The 22343-nt window shown below is 70.7% G+C and carries 19 protein-coding genes and 1 other RNA gene; 17 read left to right on the forward strand and 3 right to left on the reverse strand.

The features are described 5' to 3' along the window. Window positions 1-71 precede the first annotated feature (71 nt). From P2L57_RS40125 to P2L57_RS05790, 3 genes are all read left to right on the forward strand, one after another. On the forward strand, window positions 72-2246 hold the full coding sequence (locus P2L57_RS40125) for a protein kinase domain-containing protein (RefSeq protein WP_308292437.1): 2175 nt from the start codon (window positions 72-74) through the stop codon (window positions 2244-2246). 87 nt (window positions 2247-2333) lie between these two features. Further along, window positions 2334-3452, forward strand: a complete 1119-nt coding sequence (prfB, locus tag P2L57_RS05785; RefSeq protein ID WP_275809328.1) for a peptide chain release factor 2 — start codon at window positions 2334-2336, stop codon at window positions 3450-3452. Window positions 3453-3725: 273 nt separating this feature from the next. Continuing rightward, complete coding sequence (locus tag P2L57_RS05790) at window positions 3726-4751, forward strand: hypothetical protein (protein ID WP_275809331.1); 1026 nt, start codon at window positions 3726-3728, stop codon at window positions 4749-4751. Between the two features lie 104 nt (window positions 4752-4855). Here the strand turns inward: P2L57_RS05790 and P2L57_RS05795 are convergent, their stop codons facing one another. Next, the gene (locus P2L57_RS05795; RefSeq protein ID WP_275809334.1) at window positions 4856-5044 is read right to left on the reverse strand and encodes a hypothetical protein; all 189 of its coding nucleotides are present in this window, start codon (window positions 5042-5044) and stop codon (window positions 4856-4858) included. 314 nt (window positions 5045-5358) lie between these two features. On the opposite strand from P2L57_RS05795, the gene ftsE reads away from it, so the two are divergent. The 9 genes from ftsE (at window position 5359) to P2L57_RS05840 (ending at window position 14990) form a co-directional block, all read left to right on the forward strand. Next, window positions 5359-6048: a cell division ATP-binding protein FtsE gene (gene ftsE / locus P2L57_RS05800; RefSeq protein ID WP_275809337.1), complete on the forward strand. Its 690-nt coding sequence runs from the start codon at window positions 5359-5361 to the stop codon at window positions 6046-6048. A 44-nt stretch (window positions 6049-6092) separates the two neighbouring features. Next, window positions 6093-7010 (forward strand): permease-like cell division protein FtsX, encoded by a 918-nt coding sequence (gene ftsX, locus P2L57_RS05805; protein WP_275809340.1) that lies wholly within the window; start codon window positions 6093-6095, stop codon window positions 7008-7010. Between the two features lie 91 nt (window positions 7011-7101). Continuing rightward, window positions 7102-8298 (forward strand): S41 family peptidase, encoded by a 1197-nt coding sequence (locus P2L57_RS05810; RefSeq protein ID WP_275809344.1) that lies wholly within the window; start codon window positions 7102-7104, stop codon window positions 8296-8298. Between the two features lie 18 nt (window positions 8299-8316). Next, the gene (gene smpB / locus P2L57_RS05815; RefSeq protein WP_275809346.1) at window positions 8317-8796 is read left to right on the forward strand and encodes an SsrA-binding protein SmpB; all 480 of its coding nucleotides are present in this window, start codon (window positions 8317-8319) and stop codon (window positions 8794-8796) included. An 89-nt stretch (window positions 8797-8885) separates the two neighbouring features. Next, window positions 8886-9266, forward strand: a transfer-messenger RNA (tmRNA) gene (ssrA, locus tag P2L57_RS05820). A 216-nt stretch (window positions 9267-9482) separates the two neighbouring features. Further along, window positions 9483-9899, forward strand: coding sequence for a VOC family protein (locus P2L57_RS05825; RefSeq protein ID WP_275809349.1), 417 nt, complete (start codon window positions 9483-9485; stop codon window positions 9897-9899). A gap of 336 nt (window positions 9900-10235) precedes the next feature. Beyond that, a complete protein-coding gene (locus tag P2L57_RS05830; protein WP_275810102.1) occupies window positions 10236-12539 on the forward strand; it encodes a HelD family protein in 2304 nt (767 codons plus the stop codon). Between the two features lie 398 nt (window positions 12540-12937). Next, window positions 12938-14380, forward strand: a complete 1443-nt coding sequence (locus tag P2L57_RS05835) for an NAD-dependent malic enzyme (RefSeq protein ID WP_275809352.1) — start codon at window positions 12938-12940, stop codon at window positions 14378-14380. Between the two features lie 328 nt (window positions 14381-14708). After that, complete coding sequence (locus P2L57_RS05840) at window positions 14709-14990, forward strand: HU family DNA-binding protein (protein WP_275809355.1); 282 nt, start codon at window positions 14709-14711, stop codon at window positions 14988-14990. Window positions 14991-15209: 219 nt separating this feature from the next. Here P2L57_RS05840 and murA read toward each other — a convergent pair whose 3' ends face one another. After that, complete coding sequence (gene murA, locus P2L57_RS05845) at window positions 15210-16544, reverse strand: UDP-N-acetylglucosamine 1-carboxyvinyltransferase (RefSeq protein ID WP_275809358.1); 1335 nt, start codon at window positions 16542-16544, stop codon at window positions 15210-15212. Window positions 16545-16959: 415 nt separating this feature from the next. Between murA and P2L57_RS05850 the strand changes: the two genes are divergently transcribed. Continuing rightward, entirely contained in the window at window positions 16960-17538 is a 579-nt protein-coding gene (locus tag P2L57_RS05850; protein WP_275809361.1) for a YqgE/AlgH family protein, read from the forward strand. Window positions 17539-17574: 36 nt separating this feature from the next. Further along, on the forward strand, window positions 17575-17859 hold the full coding sequence (locus tag P2L57_RS05855; RefSeq protein WP_275809364.1) for a DUF3039 domain-containing protein: 285 nt from the start codon (window positions 17575-17577) through the stop codon (window positions 17857-17859). A 97-nt stretch (window positions 17860-17956) separates the two neighbouring features. Here P2L57_RS05855 and P2L57_RS05860 read toward each other — a convergent pair whose 3' ends face one another. Beyond that, on the reverse strand, window positions 17957-18175 hold the full coding sequence (locus P2L57_RS05860) for a hypothetical protein (RefSeq protein ID WP_275809367.1): 219 nt from the start codon (window positions 18173-18175) through the stop codon (window positions 17957-17959). Window positions 18176-18302: 127 nt separating this feature from the next. On the opposite strand from P2L57_RS05860, the gene P2L57_RS05865 reads away from it, so the two are divergent. The 3 genes from P2L57_RS05865 (at window position 18303) to P2L57_RS05875 (ending at window position 22341) form a co-directional block, all read left to right on the forward strand. Further along, the gene (locus P2L57_RS05865) at window positions 18303-19913 is read left to right on the forward strand and encodes a beta-N-acetylhexosaminidase (protein ID WP_275809370.1); all 1611 of its coding nucleotides are present in this window, start codon (window positions 18303-18305) and stop codon (window positions 19911-19913) included. Window positions 19914-20176: 263 nt separating this feature from the next. After that, on the forward strand, window positions 20177-21121 hold the full coding sequence (locus P2L57_RS05870; RefSeq protein ID WP_275809373.1) for an FAD binding domain-containing protein: 945 nt from the start codon (window positions 20177-20179) through the stop codon (window positions 21119-21121). Beyond that, the gene (locus P2L57_RS05875) at window positions 21118-22341 is read left to right on the forward strand and encodes a 2Fe-2S iron-sulfur cluster-binding protein (RefSeq protein WP_275809376.1); all 1224 of its coding nucleotides are present in this window, start codon (window positions 21118-21120) and stop codon (window positions 22339-22341) included. The genes P2L57_RS05870 and P2L57_RS05875 overlap by 4 nt, the downstream gene beginning before the upstream one ends. The last annotated feature ends 2 nt before the right edge of the window (window positions 22342-22343 follow it).

Below are 22343 nucleotides of genomic sequence, written 5' to 3' on the forward strand. Positions count from 1 at the left end.
ACGCTTGTCGCCCGCGCCGCCCAACAGGCCGTCGAATGGCGACAGGTGACGTCGGATGAGTCGGAGCAGCCTTGGCACGGAAGATCGGCAGCCGGTACACCGCCCAGCAGGTCCTCGGGCGGGGTTCCGCCGGAACGGTATGGCTGGGTGAGGGGCCCGAAGGTCCGGTCGCCATCAAGCTGTTGCGCGAGGACCTCGCCTCCGACCAGGACCTGGTCGGCCGGTTCGTCCAGGAGCGCACCGCGCTGCTGTCCCTCGACCACCCGCGCATCGTCGGCATCCGCGACCTGGTGGTCGACGGCTCGGACCTCGCGCTCGTCATGGACCTGGTCCGCGGTTCCGATCTGCGCTCCCGGCTGGAGCGCGAGCGCCGCCTCGCGCCGGAGACCGCGGTCGCCATCGCCGCGGACGTCGCCGACGGCCTCGCCGCCGCGCACGCCGCGGGTGTCGTGCACCGCGACGTCAAGCCGGAGAACGTCCTCCTGGACGCCGCCGCCCCGGCCGGGCCCGGCGGCGCGCCCCCCGCGCTGCTCACCGACTTCGGCATCGCCCGCCTGGTGGACTCCCCGCGTCGCACTCGCGCGACCCGGATCATCGGCACTCCCGACTACCTCGCTCCCGAGATCATCGAGGGGCTGCCGCCGCGCGCCAGCGTCGACATCTACGCGCTCGCCACCGTGCTCTACGAACTCCTGGCGGGGTTCACCCCGTTCGGCGGCGGCCACCCCGGCGCCGTACTGCGCCGCCATGTCACCGAAACCGTCAGTCCGATCCCCGGTGCCCCCGAGGCCCTGTGGCAGATCCTGGCGCAGTGCCTCGCCAAGGCGCCCGCTTCCCGGCTGACCGCCAAGGAACTCGGCGAGCGGTTGCGCGGCCTGCTGCCCGAGCTGGCCGGGCTGCCGCCGCTGGAGGTGGCCGCGCCCTCGGAGGCGGCGGACGCCGACGAGCCGGACCGTACGCATCCGGAGGACCGCTCGCAGAGCGTGCCGCCCGAGGCGCGGGAGGCCGCACCGCGCGCCCGGCGCGGCGCCGTGCCGCTGGTACGGGGGGCCACGCCCGACTCCAGCCGCGACACCCACACCAGCATCAAGCTCCCCACCGCCGAGGAACTGGCCGCCTATCCGCACCGCGACACCGGCGGCCACCGCGTCCCGCACCGGCACCGGGCGGTACCCGACGCGCTGCGCAGGCGGCGCCTCAAGCTCGCCGCCGCCGCGACCGCCGCCGTGGTCGCGGCGGGCATCGGCGGCTGGGCGGTCGCCTCGGGCGGCGACGGGAAGTCCAACTCGCGCGAGGACCAGCACCCCGGCGGCACCCCGCGCGGCACCACCCCGACCGCCCCCACGGCGGGCGCCGCCTCCCCGCAGGGCCACACCGGCGCTCCCGCCGCGCTGCCGCACTGGTCCGCCTTCCAGGACGCGCCCCGGGCGGGGGTGTCGCTGGTCGGCGGCCCGCGCGCGATCGTGCTCTCCGGCATCACGTACGTCTTCGCACGCGGCACCGACCAGAACATCTGGTACCTCACCCGCGACGCGGCCACCGGCCAGTACGGCGCCTGGCAGCGGCTCAGCGGCATACACGCCGCCGACGACCCCGCCGTCGTCTCCGCCCGCCCCGGCCAGCTCGACCTGTTCGCGCTCGGCACCGACCACCTGCTGTACCGCAGGACCCTCGCGGGCGGGGTGTGGAGCCAGTGGTACATGGTCGACGAGCGCACCACGTTCGACGCGGCCCCGGCCGCCGCCTCCTCGGAGCCGGGCCGCATCGACCTGGTGGGCCGCACCGGCGGCGACCTGGTCACCGCCTCCCTGGTCGGCGACCGCTGGAACGCCTGGGCGGTCGTCCCCACCGCGGGCCGTATCACCGCCGCCCCGGGCCTGGTCTCCCGCGCGACCGGCACCCTGGACGCCTTCGTCGTCCGCAAGGCGGACGGCGCCGTGCTGCGCCTGCCGTACGCGCACGGCGCCTGGAGGCCCACCCAGGTCGTCGGCAGGCTCGACGCCACCGGTCGCCCGGAACCGGTCTACGCCGCGGGCCGCGAGTACCTCCTCGCGCCCTCCGGCGGCGGCCTCGCGCAGGCCGTGAGCCCGCAGGACGGCGCCGACTGGACGGTGACGGACCTGGCCGAGGACACCGGCGCGAGCGGCTCGGGCGCGGGCGTGACGACCAGCGGCCGCAGCCTGGAGGCGTGGGTCCGCACCGGCGCCGGCGCCCTGTCCCGGGCGGTCGGCTCCGCCCAGCAGTAGGCGGTCGGCAGCGGGCGGACCAGCGGCGGGAGCACGGCGTGCGGCAACCGCAGAATCGACCCATCTGCAAGCCGGTACGCTGGGGGCGTGGCAATCGTCGACGTATCCGAAGAGCTGAAGTCCCTCTCCTCCACCATGGAGTCCATCGAGGCTGTCCTGGACCTCGACAAGTTGAGGGCTGACATCGCCGAGCTTGAGGAGCAGGCCGCGGCGCCGTCGCTCTGGGACGACCCCGACAACGCGCAGAAGATCACCAGCCGGCTGTCCTACCTCCAGGGCGAGCTGCGCAAGACCGAGGCGCTGCGCGGGCGGATCGACGATCTCGGCGTGCTCTTCGAGCTCGCCGAGGCCGAGAACGACGCGGACACCCGCGCCGAGGCAGAGGCCGAGCTGGCCTCGGTCCGCAAGGCGGTGGACGAGATGGAGGTCCGCACGCTGCTCTCCGGCGAGTACGACGCCCGGGAGGCGCTGGTGAACATCCGGGCCGAGGCCGGCGGTGTCGACGCCGCCGACTTCGCCGAGCAGCTGCAGCGGATGTATCTGCGCTGGGCCGAGCGGCATGGCTACAGCACCGAGGTGCTCGACACCTCGTACGCGGAAGAGGCCGGCATCAAGTCGACCACCTTCGCGGTCAAGAGCCCGTACGCCTACGGCACCCTCTCGGTGGAGCAGGGCACGCACCGGCTGGTGCGCATCTCGCCGTTCGACAACCAGGGCCGCCGCCAGACGTCCTTCGCGGGCGTCGAGGTGCTGCCGGTCGTCGAGCAGAGCGACCACGTGGAGATCGACGAGTCCGAGCTGCGGGTGGACGTCTACCGCTCCTCGGGCCCCGGCGGCCAGGGCGTCAACACCACCGACTCCGCGGTGCGCATCACCCACCTGCCGACCGGCATCGTGGTCTCCTGCCAGAACGAGCGCTCGCAGATCCAGAACCGTGCCTCGGCGATGAACGTCCTCCAGGCCAAGCTGCTTGAGCGGCGCCGCCAGGAGGAGCAGGCGAAGATGGACGCGCTCAAGGGCGACGGCGGCAACTCCTGGGGCAACCAGATGCGTTCGTACGTCCTGCACCCGTACCAGATGGTCAAGGACCTGCGTACCGAGTGGGAGGTCGGCAACCCCCAGGCGGTGCTGGACGGCGAGATCGACGGCTTCCTGGAGGCCGGTATCCGCTGGCGCAAGCAGCAGGAGAAGGAGCTCACGGCGTAAGCCAGTTGGCGTTTTTTATCACAGCCTTACACCCAACTGCCCAGCAAACAACGCCAATCCGGGCATTCGGCGTCGCTATCCGCTTGACGCTGCTGTGAAATGTGGGAAAGCTGGCGCGCGGCATGCGTGTGACGGGGTACCAGCGGACGGGGGCGGGCGAGCAGTGGTCCTGCGACGCGCGCGCCCCGGGGAATCGCGACCCCGGGCATAGCTGCACCACATTCTTCGCATTCTCCGCATCGGAGATCAGCAGCTACTGGGGGTAGTTGGCAGATGACCAATCGTAAGACTCGCGTGCGCATGGCGCGCATAGCCGCCGGCGCGGTGTTCGCGGCCGGTGCGTCGCTGACTGCCGTGGGTACCGCTCAGGCCATGAGCCCGGGCGTCGACAACAGTGCGGCCCAGCAGACCGCGAAGTCCGCTCAGGACGGCACCGTTCTCGGTGTCACCGGTGGCAACTCGATCGTGGGTGTCACCAGCGGTACCTCCACCTCGGGCGGTGACAACTCCGGTACGACGTCCTCCACGGGCGGTGACAACTCCGGCACCACGTCCACGTCGGGCGGCGACTCGTCCGGCACCACGTCCACGTCCGGCGGCGACAGCGGCAGCGTGGTGGGTGTCACCACGGGCGGCGGCACGGTGGTGGGTGTGACCACCGGCGGTGACAACTCCGGCACGTCCCAGGGCACCTCCTCGGGTACGTCCCAGGGCACCTCCTCCGGCACCTCCGAGGGCACCAGCTCCGGTACGTCGCAGGGCACCTCCTCGGGTACCTCGCAGGGCACGAGCTCCGGCACCTCGCAGGGCACCTCCTCGGGTACCTCACAGGGGACCAGCTCCGGCACCTCGCAGGGCACGAGCTCCGGCACGTCCCAGGGCACCTCCTCGGGTACGTCGCAGGGCACCTCCTCGGGTACCTCGCAGGGCACGAGCTCCGGTACGTCCCAGGGGACGAGCTCCGGTACCTCGCAGGGCACCTCCTCGGGTACCTCGCAGGGGACCAGCTCCGGTACCTCGCAGGGCACGAGCAGCGGCACCGGCTCCACCGGTTCCGGTGACAACGGCGGCACCTGCACGCTGTCCCAGGACAGCGTCAACTGCGGCGGTGGCAACAACAACACCGGCACCGACAACAACAACACCCAGCAGGTCGCCCAGGGCAAGCCGAAGCAGCAGCTCGCTGAGACCGGTTCGTCCGACACGGCGTTCCTGCTGGTCGGCGCCGCCACGATGATCGCCGGTGGTATCGGCTTCCGGCTGATGCCGCGCTTGGTCAACCGTCGTACGGCGGCCTGACGACACCCGGCGTTCAGCCATATGTAAGGGGCCTGGGGCTACGTTCCAAGTAGCCCCAGGCCCCTCGTATGTCTCGTGGCCCCGTCAGCCGGTCGTACGGCCTGTCACGCGGCCTGGCGTATCACCAGCGCCACCGCGATCAGCGCGATGAGCAGCGCCATCAGTGTGGCCGGGGTCACTGCGCCGAACGGGCTCTCTTGGTGCAGGCGCTCCCGGTTGGCTCGGCATACGGCGCAGCGGCCTTCCGAGACAGGTCCGGCGCAGTTGGCGCACACCAGTCGGTCGCATGTCATGCGATGTCCTCCTCACCCTTTTCAACGCCATCCGGCGTCGACGGGTTCCCGGGCGGTCATCCCGGTCGTTCTCCGGCGCCTCATACACCGCTGTCCCTCCACTGTGCCAGTTCCCGCACGATTCGGCGCGCCCCGTACGGCCGTCCACACCAGTGGGTGCGTCCGATGTGCGCTTTGTCCGCGTATCGCTGGTGAGGAACCCCCCAAACCACGGACGGCGCCTGCGCGGTCGCGCGCGCTTCGCGTATGGTCGGCGCACCGGGAGAGCCGCGCTACCGGCTGTCCGTCCCCTCTAGGCCGACCCTGGTGCAGCTGTGATCCGATTCGACAATGTGAGCAAGACCTACCCAAAGCAGAACCGCCCCGCGCTTCGCGAAGTGTCGCTGGAGATCGAGAAGGGCGAGTTCGTCTTCCTGGTGGGATCCTCCGGTTCCGGGAAGTCCACCTTCCTGCGGTTGATGCTCCGCGAGGAGCGCACCGACACGGGAGCCGTGCATGTGCTCGGCAAGGACCTGAACCGGTTGTCCAACTGGAAGCTGCCGCACATGCGGCGCCAAGTGGGCACGATCTTCCAGGACTTCCGACTCCTGCCGAACAAGACCGTCGCGCAGAACGTCGCGTTCGCGCTGGAGGTGATCGGCAAGCCGCGCGGCACCATCCGCAAGACCGTTCCCGAGGTCCTCGACCTGGTCGGCCTGGCCGGGAAGGACGACCGGATGCCCGGCGAGCTCTCCGGTGGTGAGCAGCAGCGGGTGGCCATCGCCCGCGCGTTCGTCAACCGGCCGCTGCTGCTGATCGCCGACGAGCCGACCGGCAACCTCGACCCGCAGACCTCCGTGGGCATCATGAAGCTCCTGGACCGGATCAACCGGACCGGGACCACGGTCGTGATGGCCACCCACGACCAGCAGATCGTCGACCAGATGCGCAAGCGCGTCATCGAGTTGGAGAAGGGGCGACTGGTCCGCGACCAGTCGCGCGGTGTCTACGGCTACCAGCACTAGCCCCACCAGCAGCCGCAGCCGCAGCCACCAGCAGAAAGGTCACCATGCGCGCCCAGTTCGTCCTGTCGGAGATCGGCGTCGGTCTTCGCCGTAACCTCACCATGACTTTCGCGGTGATCGTCTCCGTCGCCCTCTCCCTCGCCCTCGCGGGCGGTTCCTGGCTCGCCCGCGAGCAGGTGAGCCACATGAAGGGCTACTGGTACGACAAGGTCCAGGTGTCGATCTTCCTGTGCAACAAGACCGACGGCACGGACACCGCCAACTGCTCGAAGGGCGCGGTCACTCCGGACCAGATGAACCAGATCGAGGCCGATCTGAACAAGCTGCCGGTGGTCGACAAGGTCTTCAAGGAGTCGCCGCAGGAGGCGTACCAGCACTACAAGCAGCAGTTCTCCGGGCAGGCGGGCATCGATCTGCTGACTCCGGACCAGATGCAGTGGTCGTTCCGGGTCAAGCTCAAGAACCCGCAGCAGTACAACGTGATCTCCAGCGCCTTCGACGGCCGTCCCGGCGTGCAATCGGTGCAGGACCAGCGCAAGTTGCTGGACAACCTGTTCGGCCTGCTCAACGGCATGACGTATGTCGCCCTTGCGGTACTGGCGTTCATGCTCACGGTCGCCATGCTGCTGATCGTCAACACGGTGCGCGTCTCGGCGTTCAGCCGCCGCCGGGAGACCGGCATCATGCGACTGGTCGGCGCGTCCAGCTTCTACATCCAGATGCCGTTCATCATGGAGGCGGCGCTGGCCGGGCTGATCGGCGGCGGACTCGCCTGCGGCATGCTGCTGGCCGGGCGGTACTTCCTGATCGACGGCGGACTGAAGCTGCAGGCCAAGATCCAGCTGATCCAGTTCCTCGGCTGGGGCGATGTGATCAGGGTGCTGCCGTTGGTGCTGGTGGTGGGCGTTATGATGCCGTCCCTTGCCGCTTTCTTCACTCTCCGCAAGTACCTGAAGGTGTGACGGGCGTGTACGGGCCGCCCTCCGGCCGGGCTTCCGTACGCCCCGGTGTTCTCCATGCCTGGGCGTACAGCCCTGCCCTACACTCCCGAGCATGTCCGGCCCCACGATGTTCGTGAGGCCCCAGCGGATCCGCCGCGGGGCGACCCTGACGCTTGTCTTCGGTGCCGTGCTGGCCACCGGCGCGGCCACCGGGGCCTTCAGCCAGCCGGGACCGCACCCGATACCGCGGCACCACCGTGCACAGGCCCCGGCGGCCGCCTCGCACCTGGACACCAGCGAGATCGCCCAGGCCATCGACGACGGCAAGGTCGGCCCGCAGGGCGCCGCGCAGCTCGTCAGCCGCAGCGGTGACCGCTGGTCGTCGTTCTTCACCGCTCAGGAGTACGAGGGCTTCCGGCAGGAGCTGGACGGCAGGTACGTCGGCGTCGGACTGTGGGTACGGCGTGACCCGGACGGCCGCATAGCGGTCTCCCGCGTCCAGTCCGCGAGCCCCGCCGAACGCGCGGGGCTACGCGTCGGCGACTGGCTGCGCGCCGTCGACGGCCGGGACGTCACCGGCCGCCCGGTGACCGAAGTGGTCGCCCGGCTGCGCGGTGTTGACCCCGGCGGCCCGGATGACGCGCCCGCCCCGCGCCCCGGCAGCGCCGTCCGGCTCGCCCTGCAGCGGGACGGCCACGACTGGGCGATCACCGTGCGCCGCGCGATGCTGACCACCGAGCCGGTCACCGTGACCCAGCCCTGGCCCGAGGTCACCGAGATCGGCGTCGACTCCTTCGTGCACGGCGTCGCCGACCAGGTGCGTACCGCCCTCGCGCACGGCGACCACCGCCAGGGCGTCCTGCTGGACCTGCGCGGCAACTCGGGCGGCCTGGTCACCGAGGCCGTCGATGTGGCCTCCGCCTTCCTGGACGGCGGCCTGGTGGCCACCTACGACGTGCACGGCGCGCAGCGCTCGCTGTACGCGCGGGGCACCGGCGACACCAGGACGCCGCTGGTCGTCCTGGTGGACGGCGGCACGATGAGCGCCGCGGAACTGCTCACCGGTGCGCTGCAGGACCGCGGGCGGGCGGTGGTCGTCGGCTGGCGTACGTTCGGCAAGGGCTCCGTGCAGATGCCCAGCACGCTGCCCGACGGCTCGGTCGCCGAACTGACCGTCGGCCACTACCGCACGCCGACCGGGCGCGAGGTCGACGGGCAGGGCATCGCCCCCGATCTGACCGTCCGCGGCCGACAGAGCGCCGAGGCCGAGGCGAGGAAGGTATTCAGTGGCCTTGGGACCCGGTCGTAGTGGGAGAATGGCCAGGCTATGGCTAAAGAGACGGGTCGCAAGCTGATCGCGCAGAACAAGAAGGCGCGGCACGACTACCACATCCTGGACACCTACGAGGCGGGCCTGGTGCTGACCGGCACCGAGGTCAAGTCGCTGCGCCAGGGGCGCGCTTCGCTGGTGGACGGCTTCGCTCAGCTCGACGGTGGCGAGGCGTGGCTGCACAACGTGCACATCCCCGAGTACAGCCAGGGGACCTGGACCAACCACTCCGCGCGGCGCAAGCGCAAGCTGCTGCTGCACCGGGCGGAGATCGACAAGCTGATCGGCAAGACGCAGGAGACCGGTCACACGCTGGTCCCGCTGCAGCTGTACTTCAAGGACGGCCGGGCCAAGGTCGAGATCGCGCTTGCCAAGGGCAAGAAGGACTACGACAAGCGGCAGACCCTGCGCGAGAAGCAGGACCGGCGCGAGGCGGATCGGGCGATCTCGGCGGCGCGCCGCCGCCAGCGGAGCTGACTGCCGGCGGCCGTACGGTCCGGGAATACGCTGGCACCGGCATCCATTGATCCAGTATGCTGATGCCAGCACCTTGAGAACAAAACAATGGGGATGATCGGTTTCGACTGCGGTTGTCGAGGCAGGGGAAGCGAGCCGAGGAACGCGGCAATGATCTCGTAAACCATGTGTCGCAAAAAAATAATCGCCAACACCAAGCGCGATTCCTTCGCCCTCGCTGCCTGATCTAACAGACAGCGACTTTGCGAAGTGTCAGCCCGGGGCTGTTCCCGACCCGGATCCTGGCATCAGCTAGGGAACTCAACCACTAGGCCCGGCCACGGGGCCTAGCGGGAAACCAAACAGTGGCTGAGCCCGTCGGCAGCTTGTCTGCGTGACTGCCGGGGCCGAGAAAAGCACAGCAGACTGCGCTCGGAGAAGCCCTGGTTCCGCACCGTAGGACGCGGGTTCGATTCCCGCCATCTCCACGAAGGCGACAGGCGACGTGTGCCCACGGAAAGCGCGGGCCATGTCGCCTTCGTCGTTTCTGTGCGGCTTCGCCGCGGGTTGCGGGGGCGTCCGGGCGGGGGTGGGCCGGAAGCCCGCTTCCCCGCATCCAAGTGCCGTGCGAACAGTGCGAGTTCGCGGCCGACGGCATCGCCGATCCGTCCTGGACCAGTGGTGTCCCGTGTGTCTAGCGTGCCGGTATGACCACCGCTGAGCCCGCACGGGCCACACCGCGCCTCAACCTCATCGGCCTCGTCGTCACCGACATGGCCGTCTCTCTCGCCTTCTACCGGCGGCTGGGCCTCGACCTGCCCGCGGAGGCCGACACCCAACCGCATGTCGAGGTCGCGCTGCCCGGTGGGCTGCGGCTCGCCTGGGACTCCGCCGCGACCATCCGCTCCTTCGACCCGGAGTGGGCGCCGCCCGAGGGCGGCCACCGCATCGGACTGGCCTTCGCCTGCGTCGGTCCCGCCGAGGTGGACTCGGTGTACGCGGAGCTGACCGGTGCCGGGTACGAGGGCCACAAGGAGCCCTGGGACGCCTTCTGGGGCCAGCGGTACGCCGTTGTCCACGATCCGGACGGTAACGCCGTGGAGCTTTTCGCGGACCTTCCCTGACGCTCCGCGTCGGCGTCGCGGGAGTTTCCCTGCCCGCCCGACGGCAGCGCGCGGCGCGCCCCCGGCCCCAGAGCAGCCGAGCCGCGCGCCGGGCGCGAATACCGGCAACGGGCGGGCAGGGAATTCCCGCGAACCCGGAACCCCGAACGCACAGCTCACGCGCGACCTCACCCGTGAGAAAACGCCCGTATTCATATACGGTGGCAGGCTGCTCCTCTAGGAGTGGCTCCCACGCAGTGACACCGCTCCTGCGCGGAGTGGAAGTGAGTAAGGCAAGAAGGGGGTCCGTGCGTGAGCGCGCAGGACGCGCAGGACGTGGCCGTGGACGCAGGCCACATCGCGCAGGAGGCGACCCAGCTCGCAGTCGTCGACCGCGAGCTGGCCGCTGAGCAGCGCCATCTCGACCGCGTCTACCACCGCCTGGAGGAGAAGATCCACGAGGCCGAGTTCCTCGTGGACGACGCCGAGAAGCGCGGCCAGGTCGGCACACCGGGCGCGCTCGCGGAGCGCGACGCGCAGGTCTTCCAGGCGGGTGTCCACCTCAATCGGCTCAATTCCGAGTTCGAGGACTTCCTGTTCGGCCGGATCGACCTGCTGCGCGGCAAGGACGGCAAGCGCGGCCCCGACGGCGCGTTCACCGCGACCGAGGTCGCCGAGGACGCCGTGCGCCCCGACAACACGGCCGACATCGCGGAGACCCTGCACATCGGCCGTATAGGGGTGCTGGACGCCGACTACTCGCCCCTGGTCATCGACTGGCGGGCGCCCGCCGCCGCGCCCTTCTACCGCTCCACCCCCAAGGACCCCGGCCGGGTGGTGCGCCGCCGGGTGATCCGCAGCAAGGGCCGTCGGGTGCTCGGCGTCGAGGACGACCTGATGCGCCCGGAGCTGGCGACCAGCCTCGCCGGCGAGGAACTGGCCATCGTCGGCGACGGCGCGCTGATGGCGGCCCTCGGGCGGGCCCGCAGCCACACGATGCGCGACATCGTGGCGAGCATCCAGGCCGAGCAGGACCTGGTGATCCGCGCGCCCGCCCCGGGCGTCACCGAGGTCACCGGCGGCCCGGGCACCGGTAAGACCGCGGTGGCGCTGCACCGGGCCGCGTACCTGCTCTACCAGGACCGGCGCCGGTACTCCGGCGGCATCCTGGTGGTCAGCCCGACGCCGCTGCTCGTCTCGTACACCGAGGGCGTGCTGCCGTCCCTCGGCGAGGAGGGCCAGGTCGCGATCCGCGCGGTCGGCTCGCTGGTCGAGGGAGCCGAGGCGGACGCCTTCGACACTCCCGCGGTGGCCCGGGTCAAGGGCTCGTCGCGGATGCTCCAGGTACTGCGCAGGGCCTCCCGCGGCACACTGGACCTCGGCGGTGAGGTGCCCAGGTCGCTGCGCGTGGTGGTGTTCGGCCGCAGGCTTGAGCTGGACGAGCGGGAACTCGCCGACATCCGGCGCAGCGTCCTCGGCGGTACCGCGCCGTTGAACCTCATGCGTCCGCGTGCCCGCCGACTCGTCCTGGACGCACTGTGGGCGAAGTCCGGGCGCGGTACGCATCTGGTGGACCCGGAGCTGATCGCCGAGGCGCGCGAGGGGTTCGACGAGGACGTCTCGACCGAGGACGACTTCATCGCCTTCCTGGAGGCGTGGTGGCCGGTGCTCACCCCGCGCCGGGTCCTGGCTGCCATGGCGGACGAGCGACGGCTGGCCCGGTGGGCGCGCCGGACGCTGAACCCGCGTGAGATCCGGCAGTTGGCGCGGTCGCTGGGCCGCCTCGACAACCAGGGCCAGGGGCCGCTGAGCGTGCACGACGTGGCGCTGCTGGACGAGTTGCGCGTGCTGCTGGGTGCCCCGCCGCGTCCGTCGAGGCCGCGCGAGGCGGACCCGCTGGACGAGCTGACGGGCCTGGACGAGGTCACCACCTACGCCGAGCGGTCCTACTCCTCCCGCCGCAGCCGCGCCGAGCGCCGTGAGCAGGAACGTACCGAGTACGCGCATGTCATCGTCGACGAGGCGCAGGACCTGACGCCGATGCAGTGGCGGATGGTCGCGCGCCGCGGTACGAGTGCCACCTGGACGGTGGTCGGTGACCCGGCGCAGAGCTCGTGGAGCGACCCGGACGAAGCGGCCCGCGCCCGTGACGAGGCGCTGGGCGCGCGGGTCCGGCGCCGCTTCACGCTGACCGTCAACTACCGCAATCCGGCCGAGATCGCGGAGCTGGCGGCCAAGGTGCTGCGGTTGGCGATGCCGGGCGCCCAGTCTCCGACCGCGGTGCGCTCGACCGGCGTGGTGCCGCGATTCACCATCGCCGACCGGAAGTTGGGGGCGACCGTGCGGGCGGCGGCGCAGCGGCTGCTGGCCGAGGTCGAGGGTACGGTCGGCGTGGTCGTGGCGATGGGCCGCAGGGACGAGGCCCGGCAGTGGCTGGCCGGGCTCGGTGACCGCGTGGTGCCGCTCGGCAGCCTGGAGGCCAAGGGCCTGGAGTACGACGCCACGGTGGTGGTCTCGCCCGCCGAGATCGCCGACGAGTCCCCGGCCGGGCTGCGGGTGCTGTACGTGGCGCTGACCCGGGCGACCCAGCAGTTGACGGTGATCGCGGGGGAGCGGGACCAGCCCGACGCGGCGGGTGTGCCGGATCTGCTGCGGGACTGAGCGCGGGTACGACGAAGGGCCCCCTCCGCGGAGGGGGCCCTTCGTGTGAAGCCTGTGACACCGACCCGCCATGCTCGCCTCGCGGCAAGAGGTCGCTCGTAGCGACAATGGTTGGGCCCGGGGGCTTGGATCGAGCCGGTGCCGTACCCAGACTAACAAACGTTGCCGGTTGCCCATTCCTGTTGCGGGAATTGTCCGTTCGAGCGGCCCGGACGGCCTAGGGACCGGTCTGCGGCCCGGCCCTGGTTGGCCGATAATCTAACCCTGGCCTACCGCATCACGGAATTACCTTTCCGTGATCCGAGGCTGGTTACCGCCTACCCGTCAGTAGGTGCGACCATCGAGTGTCTCGTGCCCGACCCATGGACACGACACGGACTTAGCGGAGGAAAGTCGGCATGGCAACGGCGCCGAGCGTCTCTTACTCGATCACGGTCCGACTGGAGGTCCCGGCGAGCGGGACCGCGGTCAGTCAGCTCACCACCGCGGTGGAGTCGTCCGGCGGGTCCGTGACCGGCCTCGACGTCACCGCTTCCGGACACGAGAAACTCCGTATCGACGTGACCATCGCGGCCACCTCGACGTCGCACGCGGACGAGATCGTCGAGAAGCTGCGGGGCATCGAGGGCCTGGTCATCGGCAAGGTCTCCGACCGCACCTTCCTGATGCACCTCGGCGGCAAGATCGAGATGGCGTCCAAGCACCCCATCCGCAACCGCGACGACCTGTCGATGGTCTACACGCCGGGTGTCGCCCGGGTCTGCATGGCGATCGCCAACAACCCTGACGACGCACGCCGGTTGACCATCAAGCGCAACAGCGTCGCCGTGGTCACCGACGGCTCCGCCGTGCTCGGCCTGGGCAACATCGGCCCCAAGGCCGCACTGCCGGTCATGGAGGGCAAGGCGGCCCTCTTCAAGCGCTTCGCGGGCATCGACGCCTGGCCGATCTGCCTCGACACCCAGGACAGCGACGCCATCGTCGAGATCGTCAAGGCGATCGCCCCCGGCTTCGCGGGCATCAACCTGGAGGACATCTCAGCGCCCCGCTGCTTCGAGATCGAGGCACGGCTGCGCGAGGCGCTCGACATCCCGGTCTTCCACGACGACCAGCACGGCACCGCGATCGTCGTGCTCGCCGCCCTGACCAACGCGCTGCGGGTGGTCGGCAAGAAGATCGCCGATGTACGGGTCGTCATGTCCGGTGCGGGTGCGGCCGGTACCGCGATCCTCAAGCTGCTGATCGCGGCGGGCGTCCAGCACGCCGTCGTCGCCGACATCCACGGCGTCGTCCACAGCGACCGCAGCGACCTGGTGGACGCCGACCCCGAGTCGCCGCTGCGCTGGATCGCCGACAACACCAACCCGGAGAACGTGACCGGCACGCTCAAGGAGGCCGTCCGCGGCGCCGACGTGTTCATCGGCGTCTCCGCCCCCAACGTGCTGGACGGCACCGACGTCGCCGGCATGTCCGACGGCGCGATCGTCTTCGCGCTCGCCAACCCCGACCCCGAGGTCGACCCGGCGGTCGCCCGTGAGACCGCCGCCGTGGTCGCCACCGGCCGCAGCGACTTCCCCAACCAGATCAACAACGTCCTGGTCTTCCCCGGCGTCTTCCGCGGTCTGCTGGACGCGCAGTCGCGCACGGTGAACACCGAGATGATGCTGGCGGCCGCCCGCGCACTGGCCGAGGTCGTCGCGGACGACGAGATCAACGCCAACTACATCATCCCCAGCGTCTTCAACGACAAGGTCGCCAGCGCAGTCGCCGAGGCCGTCCGGGAGGCCGCCAAGGCTCAGGGCGTCGCCGCCCCGCACTCGATGCCGAACGACGTCCAGTAGGCGTTCCGCGCCGCACGTGAGGCGCTACGAGCCAGCGCGTCGCTGCCGGTCGTGGCTGCGGAGCCCATAAGGTTGCCGCAGCCGCGGCCGGACAAACCCTGCGCTGCGCTGTCAGGAGCGGACGGAGCGTCACCAAGCCGCCACGGTGGCGCTTTTCGTGTGACTCTCGCGGGCGCCGGATTGGCTTTCCCGCCGCTGGTACGGGCAGGATGCGTACCCGGGCGAGAGGTTCTTGCGGCAGCCCCGGACCACTGAGTGTCCGAGGGGCCTGGCAGCATCGGCTTCAAACTCACGCCTTAATGGCAAGAAAAACACGGGAGTACGAATTATGAACCGCAGTGAGCTGGTGGCCGCTCTGGCTGACCGTGCCGAGGTGACCCGCAAGGACGCCGACGCCGTCCTGGCCGCCCTCGCCGAGACCGTCGGAGAGGTCGTCGCCAAGGGCGACGAGAAGGTCACCATCCCTGGCTTCCTGACCTTCGAGCGCACCCACCGTGCCGCTCGCACCGCCCGCAACCCGCAGACCGGCGACCCCATCGAGATCCCGGCTGGGTACACCGTGAAGGTCGCGGCGGGCTCCAAGCTCAAGGAAGCCGCGAAGGGCAAGTAAGCACTTGTCCCGGTGATGGGACGGGATGCCCGTCACCCACGCACGAGGGCGGCCACCCTGGGGTGGCCGCCCTTACGCGTGCACGATCTTTCCCGGGGGCACGCCCCCGGGAAAAGGGTGGGCGGGGGAACAGCCCGCCGCGGGCGCGACGAAGCCGCACCCGGCACGAGACCGTTCCCAGCCGCAGCCGCCGTCCCAGCCGTAGCCGGAGGCGCCGACTCAGACGGCCACGCCAGTGGGAAGCTCCACATGCGCGCCCAGCGCCCGCAGCTTCTCCATGAAGTTCTCGTAGCCCCGGTTGATCAGATCGATCCCGTGCACCCGAGACGTCCCCTCCGCCGCCAGCGCGGCGATGAGGTAGGAGAAGCCACCGCGCAGATCCGGGATGACCAGATCGGCGCCCTGCAGCTTCGTCGGGCCGGAGACGACCGCCGAGTGCAGGAAGTTGCGCTGGCCGAACCGGCACGGCGTACCGCCGAGGCACTCGCGGTAGAGCTGGATGTGCGCGCCCATCTGGTTCAGCGCGCTGGTGAAGCCCAGCCGCGACTCGTACACCGTCTCGTGCACGATCGACAGTCCCGACGCCTGGGTCAGCGCCACCACCAGGGGCTGCTGCCAGTCGGTCTGGAAGCCGGGGTGCACGTCGGTCTCCAGGGCGATGGCGTTCAGCGCGCCGCCCGGGTGCCAGAAGCGGATGCCCTCGTCGTCGATCTCGAACGCGCCGCCGACCTTGCGGTACACGTTGAGGAACGTCATCATCTCGCGCTGGCTGGCGCCGCGTACGTACACGTTGCCCTTGGTCGCCAGCGCCGCGCTGGCCCAGGACGCGGTCTCCAGGCGGTCCGGCAGCGCGCGGTGGTTGTAGCCGCCGAGCGTGTCGACACCGGTGATCCGGATCGTCCGGTCGGTGTCCATGGAGATGATCGCGCCCATCTTCTGCAGTACGCAGATGAGGTCCTCGATCTCCGGCTCGACGGCCGCGTTCGACAGCTCGGTCACGCCCTCCGCGAGCACCGCGGTGAGCAGCACCTGCTCGGTCGCGCCGACCGACGGGTACGGCAGCTGGATCTTGGTGCCGCGCAGCCGGTGCGGCGCCTCCAGGTACAGCCCCTCGGGCCGCTTGTCGAGGGTCGCGCCGAACTGCCGCAGTACCTCGAAGTGGAAGTCGATCGGACGGCCGCCGATGTCACAGCCACCCAGGCCGGGGATGAAGGCGTGGCCCAGGCGGTGCAGCAGCGGCCCGCAGAACAGGATCGGGATGCGCGAGGAGCCCGCGTGCGCGTCGATGTCCGCGACGTTCGCGCTCTCCACGTGCGAGGGGTCGAGCACCAGCTCGCCGGGCCCCTCACCGGGGCCGACGGTGACGCCGTGCAACTGGAGCAGCCCCCGCACCACACGTACGTCCCGAATGTCCGGAACGTTGCGCAGGCGGCTCGGCCCGCTGCCGAGCAGGGCGGCCACCATGGCCTTGGGTACGAGGTTCTTCGCACCGCGCACACGGATCTCGCCCTCAAGCGGGGTACCGCCGTGGACAAGCAGGATGTCGTCGGTCATGGGGCTCGCGTTCCTGGAGACGTGGCAGGACGGGGAGAGGCAGTACGCCTCCGTACGTACGGGAGGTCCGCACGTACGACGGTCCGCGCCCTACTCGCAGCAACTCCCGACCGGTAGTCGGGGCGCGGCACCGGAAGAAATGGTAATGCGCTCAGAGACCACCCCTGTCAAGCCCGTGCACGGCTTGAGTCCCTTGTCACGTAGGTGCAGCACATTGCCCATCACGATGTCACGCAGCTGGCGGGGGACGAACCGGAATCGGCCACCCGGCACGCCCTGGTGACATGTCCCGGCAACCGGGGGCCCGGTGCGGGCGCGTCGCAGTGCGGAGCATCGCACGACCGGCCGCCTCCGCCCCCGAATGAGCCCCATGAGAACTGCCCGCAGCGGGCCTGGATGCGGGATCATGTTGGTCATGACGGAGGTGTCCTCGCTCACCGGTCGGCTGCTCGTGGCGACACCGGCCCTCGCGGACCCGAACTTCGACCGGGCGGTGGTCCTCCTCCTCGACCACGACGAGGAGGGGACGCTGGGCGTTGTCCTCAACCGGCCGACCCCGGTGGGCGTCGGCGACGTGCTGGAGGCGTGGGCACAGCTGGCGGGCGCTCCGCAGGTGGTCTTCCAGGGCGGTCCGGTCTCGCTGGATTCGGCGCTCGGGCTGGCCGTGGTGCCCGGTGAGGCCCGGGAGGGCGAGGAGGGCGAGCCGCTGGGCTGGCGGCGGGTGCACGGCGCGATCGGCCTGGTCGACCTGGAGGCCCCACCGGAACTGCTCGCCGCCGAGCTTGGCTCGCTGCGGATCTTCGCCGGGTACTCCGGCTGGGGGCCGGGCCAGCTGGAGGACGAGCTGGTGGAGGGCGCCTGGTATGTGGTCGAGTCGGAGCCGGGAGATGTCTCGTCCCCCGATCCGGAACGATTGTGGCGCTCTGTGCTGCGCCGACAGCGCAACGAACTGGCGATGGTGGCCACGTATCCCGACGATCCCTCTCTCAATTAGGCCAGTGGGCGTGTCCGTCAATTAGGCTAGTTCGACATGAGCACTCTTGAGCCCGAGCGCGGGGCGGGTACCGGAACCCTTGTCGAGCCGACACCGCAGGTGTCGCACGGCGACGGCGACCACGAGCGCTTCGCCCACTACGTACAGAAGGACAAGATCATGGAGAGCGCGCTCTCCGGATCGCCGGTGGTCGCGCTCTGCGGCAAGGTCTGGGTCCCCGGCCGCGACCCCAAGAAGTACCCGGTCTGCCCCATGTGCAAGGAGATCTTCGAGTCGATGGAGATCGGCGGCGGAGACAACGACAAGGGCGGCAAGAAGTAGCCCTTCGGCCTCCGGCACCCCCTACGCACGCCCGCCGCCCCGCCCGCCGGGGCGGCGTCGTGTATCACCGCTGCGTCATCGTGTGGCGGGAACGGCATCACGGGCTCCATTCGAGCATCGGATCGCGGAGTTGGGACTGCGCGTGCCGTGCGGCTTCGGAGATCGCGTGGCACAACTCGCAGTGCAGGATCGGCGCTTGCTCGCCCGGGGAATGGGCGATCGGGCCGGTCATGACGAGGCGCACTCCCGTGGCGAAGCAGCGGGAGCACGTGTCGTTGCGGAGGCGGAAGAGGTCGATGTGGCGATCTTCCTCCATCGGGCCGCCGCCGTGTGCGACGGACCGCCCGCGCGGGTGACACGGCACGCGAACCGCTGGACTTCGTGGCCGGGTGATGAGATGGCCCGCTTCTGCTCGCCGCGGGCCTCGTCCAGACTTGTCGTCCATGGATCTCATCCCCGCCCCCACCCACCTCCACGAAGCGTCCGACAGCGCCTCCTTCCCGCTCGACGACTCGACCGTGATCGACGCGGCCCCCGGCACCGAGGGCGTCGCGCGCTGGCTGCGGTCCGCCGTGGGGGCGGCGACCGGGCTGGCCCTCGCCCCCGGTAGTGACGGGCACGTCATCCGGCTGCGTACCGACAGCGGGCTGGCCGCCGAGAGTTACCGGCTGACGGTGAGTTCACCGGCGCTCGACATCACCGGCGGCGACCCGGCTGGGGTGTTCTGGGGAGCCCAGACCCTGCGCCAACTCCTGGGGCCGCAGGCCTTCCGGCGGGCGCCCGTCGGGGCCGCGACCCTGCGGGTGCCCTGTGTCGCGGTCGAGGACGCGCCCCGCTTCCGGTGGCGAGGCTTTCTGCTCGATGTCGCGCGGCACTTCATGCCCAAGGACGTGGTCTTCCGCTACATCGATCTGCTCGCGGCGCACAAACTGAACGTGCTGCACCTGCACTTGACCGACGACCAGGGATGGCGGATCGAGATCAAGCGCTATCCGCGGCTGACCGAGGTCGGTGCATGGCGCACCCGGACCAAGGTGGGGCTGCGGGAGTCGCCGTTGTGGGACGAGCGGCCACATGGTGGTTACTACACGCAGGACGACATTCGCGAGATCGTCGCGTACGCCGCGGAGCGGCATATCAGCGTCGTTCCCGAAATCGACATCCCCGGGCACTCGCAGGCCGCCATCGCCGCGTATCCGGAGCTCGGCAACCGGGACGTCATCGACACCACCACCCTTCCCGTGCTGACCAGTTGGGGCGTCAATCCCAATGTACTGTCGCCCACTGACACCACCCTGCGGTTCTACGAGGACGTGCTGACCGAGGTCCTGGCGCTCTTTCCCGCCACCTTCGTGCACATCGGCGGGGACGAGTGTCCCAAGGAGCAGTGGCGGCGGTCGCAGACCGCGCAGGCCAGGATCAAGGAGCTCGGTCTGGCGGACGAGGACGCGCTGCAGAGCTGGTTCATCCGGCATTTCGACCGTTGGCTGACCGACCGCGGCCGCCGCCTCATCGGGTGGGACGAGATCCTCGAAGGGGGCCTGGCGCCGGGCGCGGCCGTCTCCTCCTGGCGCGGCTACTCGGGTGGGATCGCCGCCGCGCAGGCCGGACATGACGTCGTGATGTGCCCCGAGCAGCAGGTCTACCTCGACCACCGGCAGCACGACGGCGCCGACGAGCCGGTGCCCATCGGGTACGTACGAACCCTGGAGGACGTCTACCGGTTCGAGCCCGTGCCGCCGCAACTCGACGACGAGCAGGCACGGCATGTCATCGGTACCCAGGCGAACATCTGGACGGAGACCCTCGATTCGGTGCGTGCCGTCGACTATCTGGTCTTTCCGCGGCTCGCGGCCTTCGCCGAGGTGGCCTGGTCCCGGCTGCCCGCTCCCGAACTGCGCGATTACCCGGACTTCGCGGCCCGAATGGCCGGGCACTACGCGCGACTTGACGCACTGGGGGTCGAATACCGGCCACCGGCCGGGCCGTACCCCTGGCAGCGGCGCCCCGGGGTCATCGGACGCCCGATCGAAGGGGCGCCCCCAATCGTGTGAGCCGAGGTGCATCGTCTCGCCGTCGTGCGGGCCGTGCTGGCACGGTTGGGCGGCAGGAGAAACCGTACAACGCGCCCGAACCGCGCTAATGCCCAAGTAGGGGAGAGGTGATAGTCATCGGGACCATCGGTCCTCACGGGGACAGAACCGCCCTTCATGGACCCTCGGGTTGATCGGCCCGGAACATGTGCCAGAGTTGCCGTGACCGGGCTGTCGGCACGTACCGTACGGCGACAGGCCGGTATGGGCCGTGACAAGGCCGGATGGGCTGTGAGCGCCGTGGAAGGGACAGCTCCGTGAGCACGTACGCACGGCAGACGGGAAGCACGGTGACCCTGCCCGCCTCGCTGGACGAGGCGGTGGCGGCGCTCGCCGCCATGCCCACAGCCGTGCCGGTCGCCGGCGGCACCGATCTGATGGCGGCCGTCAACTCGGGGCTGCTGCGCCCCGCCGGACTGGTCGGCCTCGGCCGGATCAGTGAGATCCGCGGCTGGCAGTACGCGGACGGGCATGCGCTGCTCGGCGCCGGGCTCACCCATGCGCGTATGGGGCGGCCGGACTTCGCCGCGCTCATTCCCGCTCTCGCCGCCGCCGCGCGCGCCGCCGGTCCCCCGCAGATCCGCAACGCCGGGACCCTGGGCGGCAACATCGCCTCCGCCGCGCCGACCGGTGACGCGCTGCCGGTGCTCGCCGCACTGGAGGCGAACGTCATCCTGGCCGGGCCGGACGGCAGCCGTGAGGTCCCGGTCAGTCATCTGCTGACCGGGATGGACCCGCTGCGCCCCGGTGAACTCCTGGCGTTCGTGCGGGCTCCGCTGCTGCACGCCCCGCAGGTCTTCCTGAAGGCGACCGCGCGTACCGGTCCGGGCCGTGCCACGGCCTCCGTCGCCCTGGTGCTCGACCCGGCGCGGCGCGGGGTGCGGTGCGCGGTCGGTGCGGTGGCGCCAATGCCGTTGCGTCCGTTGGAAGCTGAGCGGTGGGTGGCCGGACTGATCGACTGGGACGGCGCGCGGACCCTGGACCCGCAGGTCTGCACGGCGTTCGGCGAATATGTGGCCATGGCATGTATCCCGGACCCCGTCGACGACCCGGTCAATCCGGTGGATCCGACAGGCCCGGCCGGTGGCGCGCTACCGCCCGCGGTGGCGCACCTGCGGCGTACGGTGGCCGCACTGGCCCGCCGTGCATTGGGGAGGGCACTTTCGTGAGCGACGACGGGACGACGGACGCAGGCATGAACGGACAGCCGGAGCACGGCGCCGGACCCGAGCACGGTGCCGGATCCGAGTACGGCTTCGCGCCGGGCGCCGGAGTGTGGCAGCCGCTCACGCCGGGCGGCGACTACGACGCCGACGCGACCATGCACGTCTCGTTCGCCGCGCAGTTCCAGGACTTGGCGGTGCCGTCCGGTACGGAACCGCTGGCGGCTCCCGGGCACGGGTACGTACCGCCGCAGGACGCGGCGGCAGCCGGTTGGGGCGAGCCCGCCGGGCCCGGTGGCTGGCCGGCGCCGTCCGTCCCGGAAGCCGCGCCCGGCACGGCCGACCCGGGCGCCACACAGCAGTGGTCGATCCCGTTCGCGCCGGACGAGTCCGGCGACGAGTCCGGCGAGTACTCGGTGGGGCAGATGGTGGCCACACCGCGCGAGGCCGGACATGTCCCGTTGGGTGAGTGGACGGCCCACGCGCCTGACGACCCGGAGCCCGCGGCGATGGCGGCCGCTGCGCAGGCGTCAGTTGACGCCCTCGCCGAAATCCGTGCCGAAGGCCCCGCCGACGTACCGGCCGATGCCTCCGCCGCGCCCGAGCCGTCGGAGCCCGCGGCCGAGCCCGACCCGCACAGCGAACACCCCGTCGCCTCCTACGTGCTGCGGGTCAACGGCTCCGATCGGCCGGTCACCGATGCCTGGCTCGGTGAGTCCCTCCTCTACGTCCTGCGCGAACGCCTCGGGCTCGCGGGTGCCAAGGACGGATGCGAGCAGGGGGAGTGCGGCGCGTGCTCGGTGCAGGTCGACGGGCGGCTGGTGGCCTCCTGCCTGATGCCCGCGGCGACCGCCGCCGGGTGCGACGTCCGCACCGTCGAGGGCCTGGCCCGGGACGGCCAGTTGTCCGACGTACAGCAGGCGCTGGTCGACTGCGGCGCGGTGCAGTGCGGTTTCTGCGCACCGGGACTCGCGATGACCATGCACGACCTGCTCGCGGGCAACCACCGGCCGACCGAGTTGGAGACCCGGCAGGCGCTCTGCGGCAACCTGTGCCGCTGCTCGGGCTACCAGGGCGTACTGGACGCCGTCCGGCAGGTCGTCGCCTCCCGTGAGGCGGCGGCCGAGGCGGAGAGCGAGGAGAGCGCGAACCCGGCCACGGGCAACGCGACTCCGCTCATCCCGCACCAGTCCTCTGGCGCGGCGGACGACGGAGGGTTGGTATGACG

Source organism: Streptantibioticus ferralitis (assembly GCF_029223525.1).
Lineage (GTDB): Bacteria > Actinomycetota > Actinomycetes > Streptomycetales > Streptomycetaceae > Streptantibioticus_A > Streptantibioticus_A ferralitis.

Coding starts and splice junctions, on each gene's coding strand:
- P2L57_RS05865 (WP_275809370.1), top strand. CDS start 18,303: ATGGATCTCATCCCCGCCCCCACCCACCTCCACGAAGCGTCCGACAGC.
- ftsX (WP_275809340.1), top strand. CDS start 6,093: ATGCGCGCCCAGTTCGTCCTGTCGGAGATCGGCGTCGGTCTTCGCCGT.
- P2L57_RS05855 (WP_275809364.1), top strand. CDS start 17,575: ATGAGCACTCTTGAGCCCGAGCGCGGGGCGGGTACCGGAACCCTTGTC.
- P2L57_RS05850 (WP_275809361.1), top strand. CDS start 16,960: ATGACGGAGGTGTCCTCGCTCACCGGTCGGCTGCTCGTGGCGACACCG.
- smpB (WP_275809346.1), top strand. CDS start 8,317: ATGGCTAAAGAGACGGGTCGCAAGCTGATCGCGCAGAACAAGAAGGCG.
- P2L57_RS05860 (WP_275809367.1), bottom strand. CDS start 18,175: ATGGAGGAAGATCGCCACATCGACCTCTTCCGCCTCCGCAACGACACG.
- P2L57_RS05840 (WP_275809355.1), top strand. CDS start 14,709: ATGAACCGCAGTGAGCTGGTGGCCGCTCTGGCTGACCGTGCCGAGGTG.
- P2L57_RS05825 (WP_275809349.1), top strand. CDS start 9,483: ATGACCACCGCTGAGCCCGCACGGGCCACACCGCGCCTCAACCTCATC.
- P2L57_RS05810 (WP_275809344.1), top strand. CDS start 7,102: ATGTCCGGCCCCACGATGTTCGTGAGGCCCCAGCGGATCCGCCGCGGG.
- P2L57_RS05795 (WP_275809334.1), bottom strand. CDS start 5,044: ATGACATGCGACCGACTGGTGTGCGCCAACTGCGCCGGACCTGTCTCG.
- P2L57_RS05870 (WP_275809373.1), top strand. CDS start 20,177: ATGGGCTGTGAGCGCCGTGGAAGGGACAGCTCCGTGAGCACGTACGCA.
- P2L57_RS05835 (WP_275809352.1), top strand. CDS start 12,938: ATGGCAACGGCGCCGAGCGTCTCTTACTCGATCACGGTCCGACTGGAG.
- murA (WP_275809358.1), bottom strand. CDS start 16,544: ATGACCGACGACATCCTGCTTGTCCACGGCGGTACCCCGCTTGAGGGC.
- P2L57_RS05790 (WP_275809331.1), top strand. CDS start 3,726: ATGACCAATCGTAAGACTCGCGTGCGCATGGCGCGCATAGCCGCCGGC.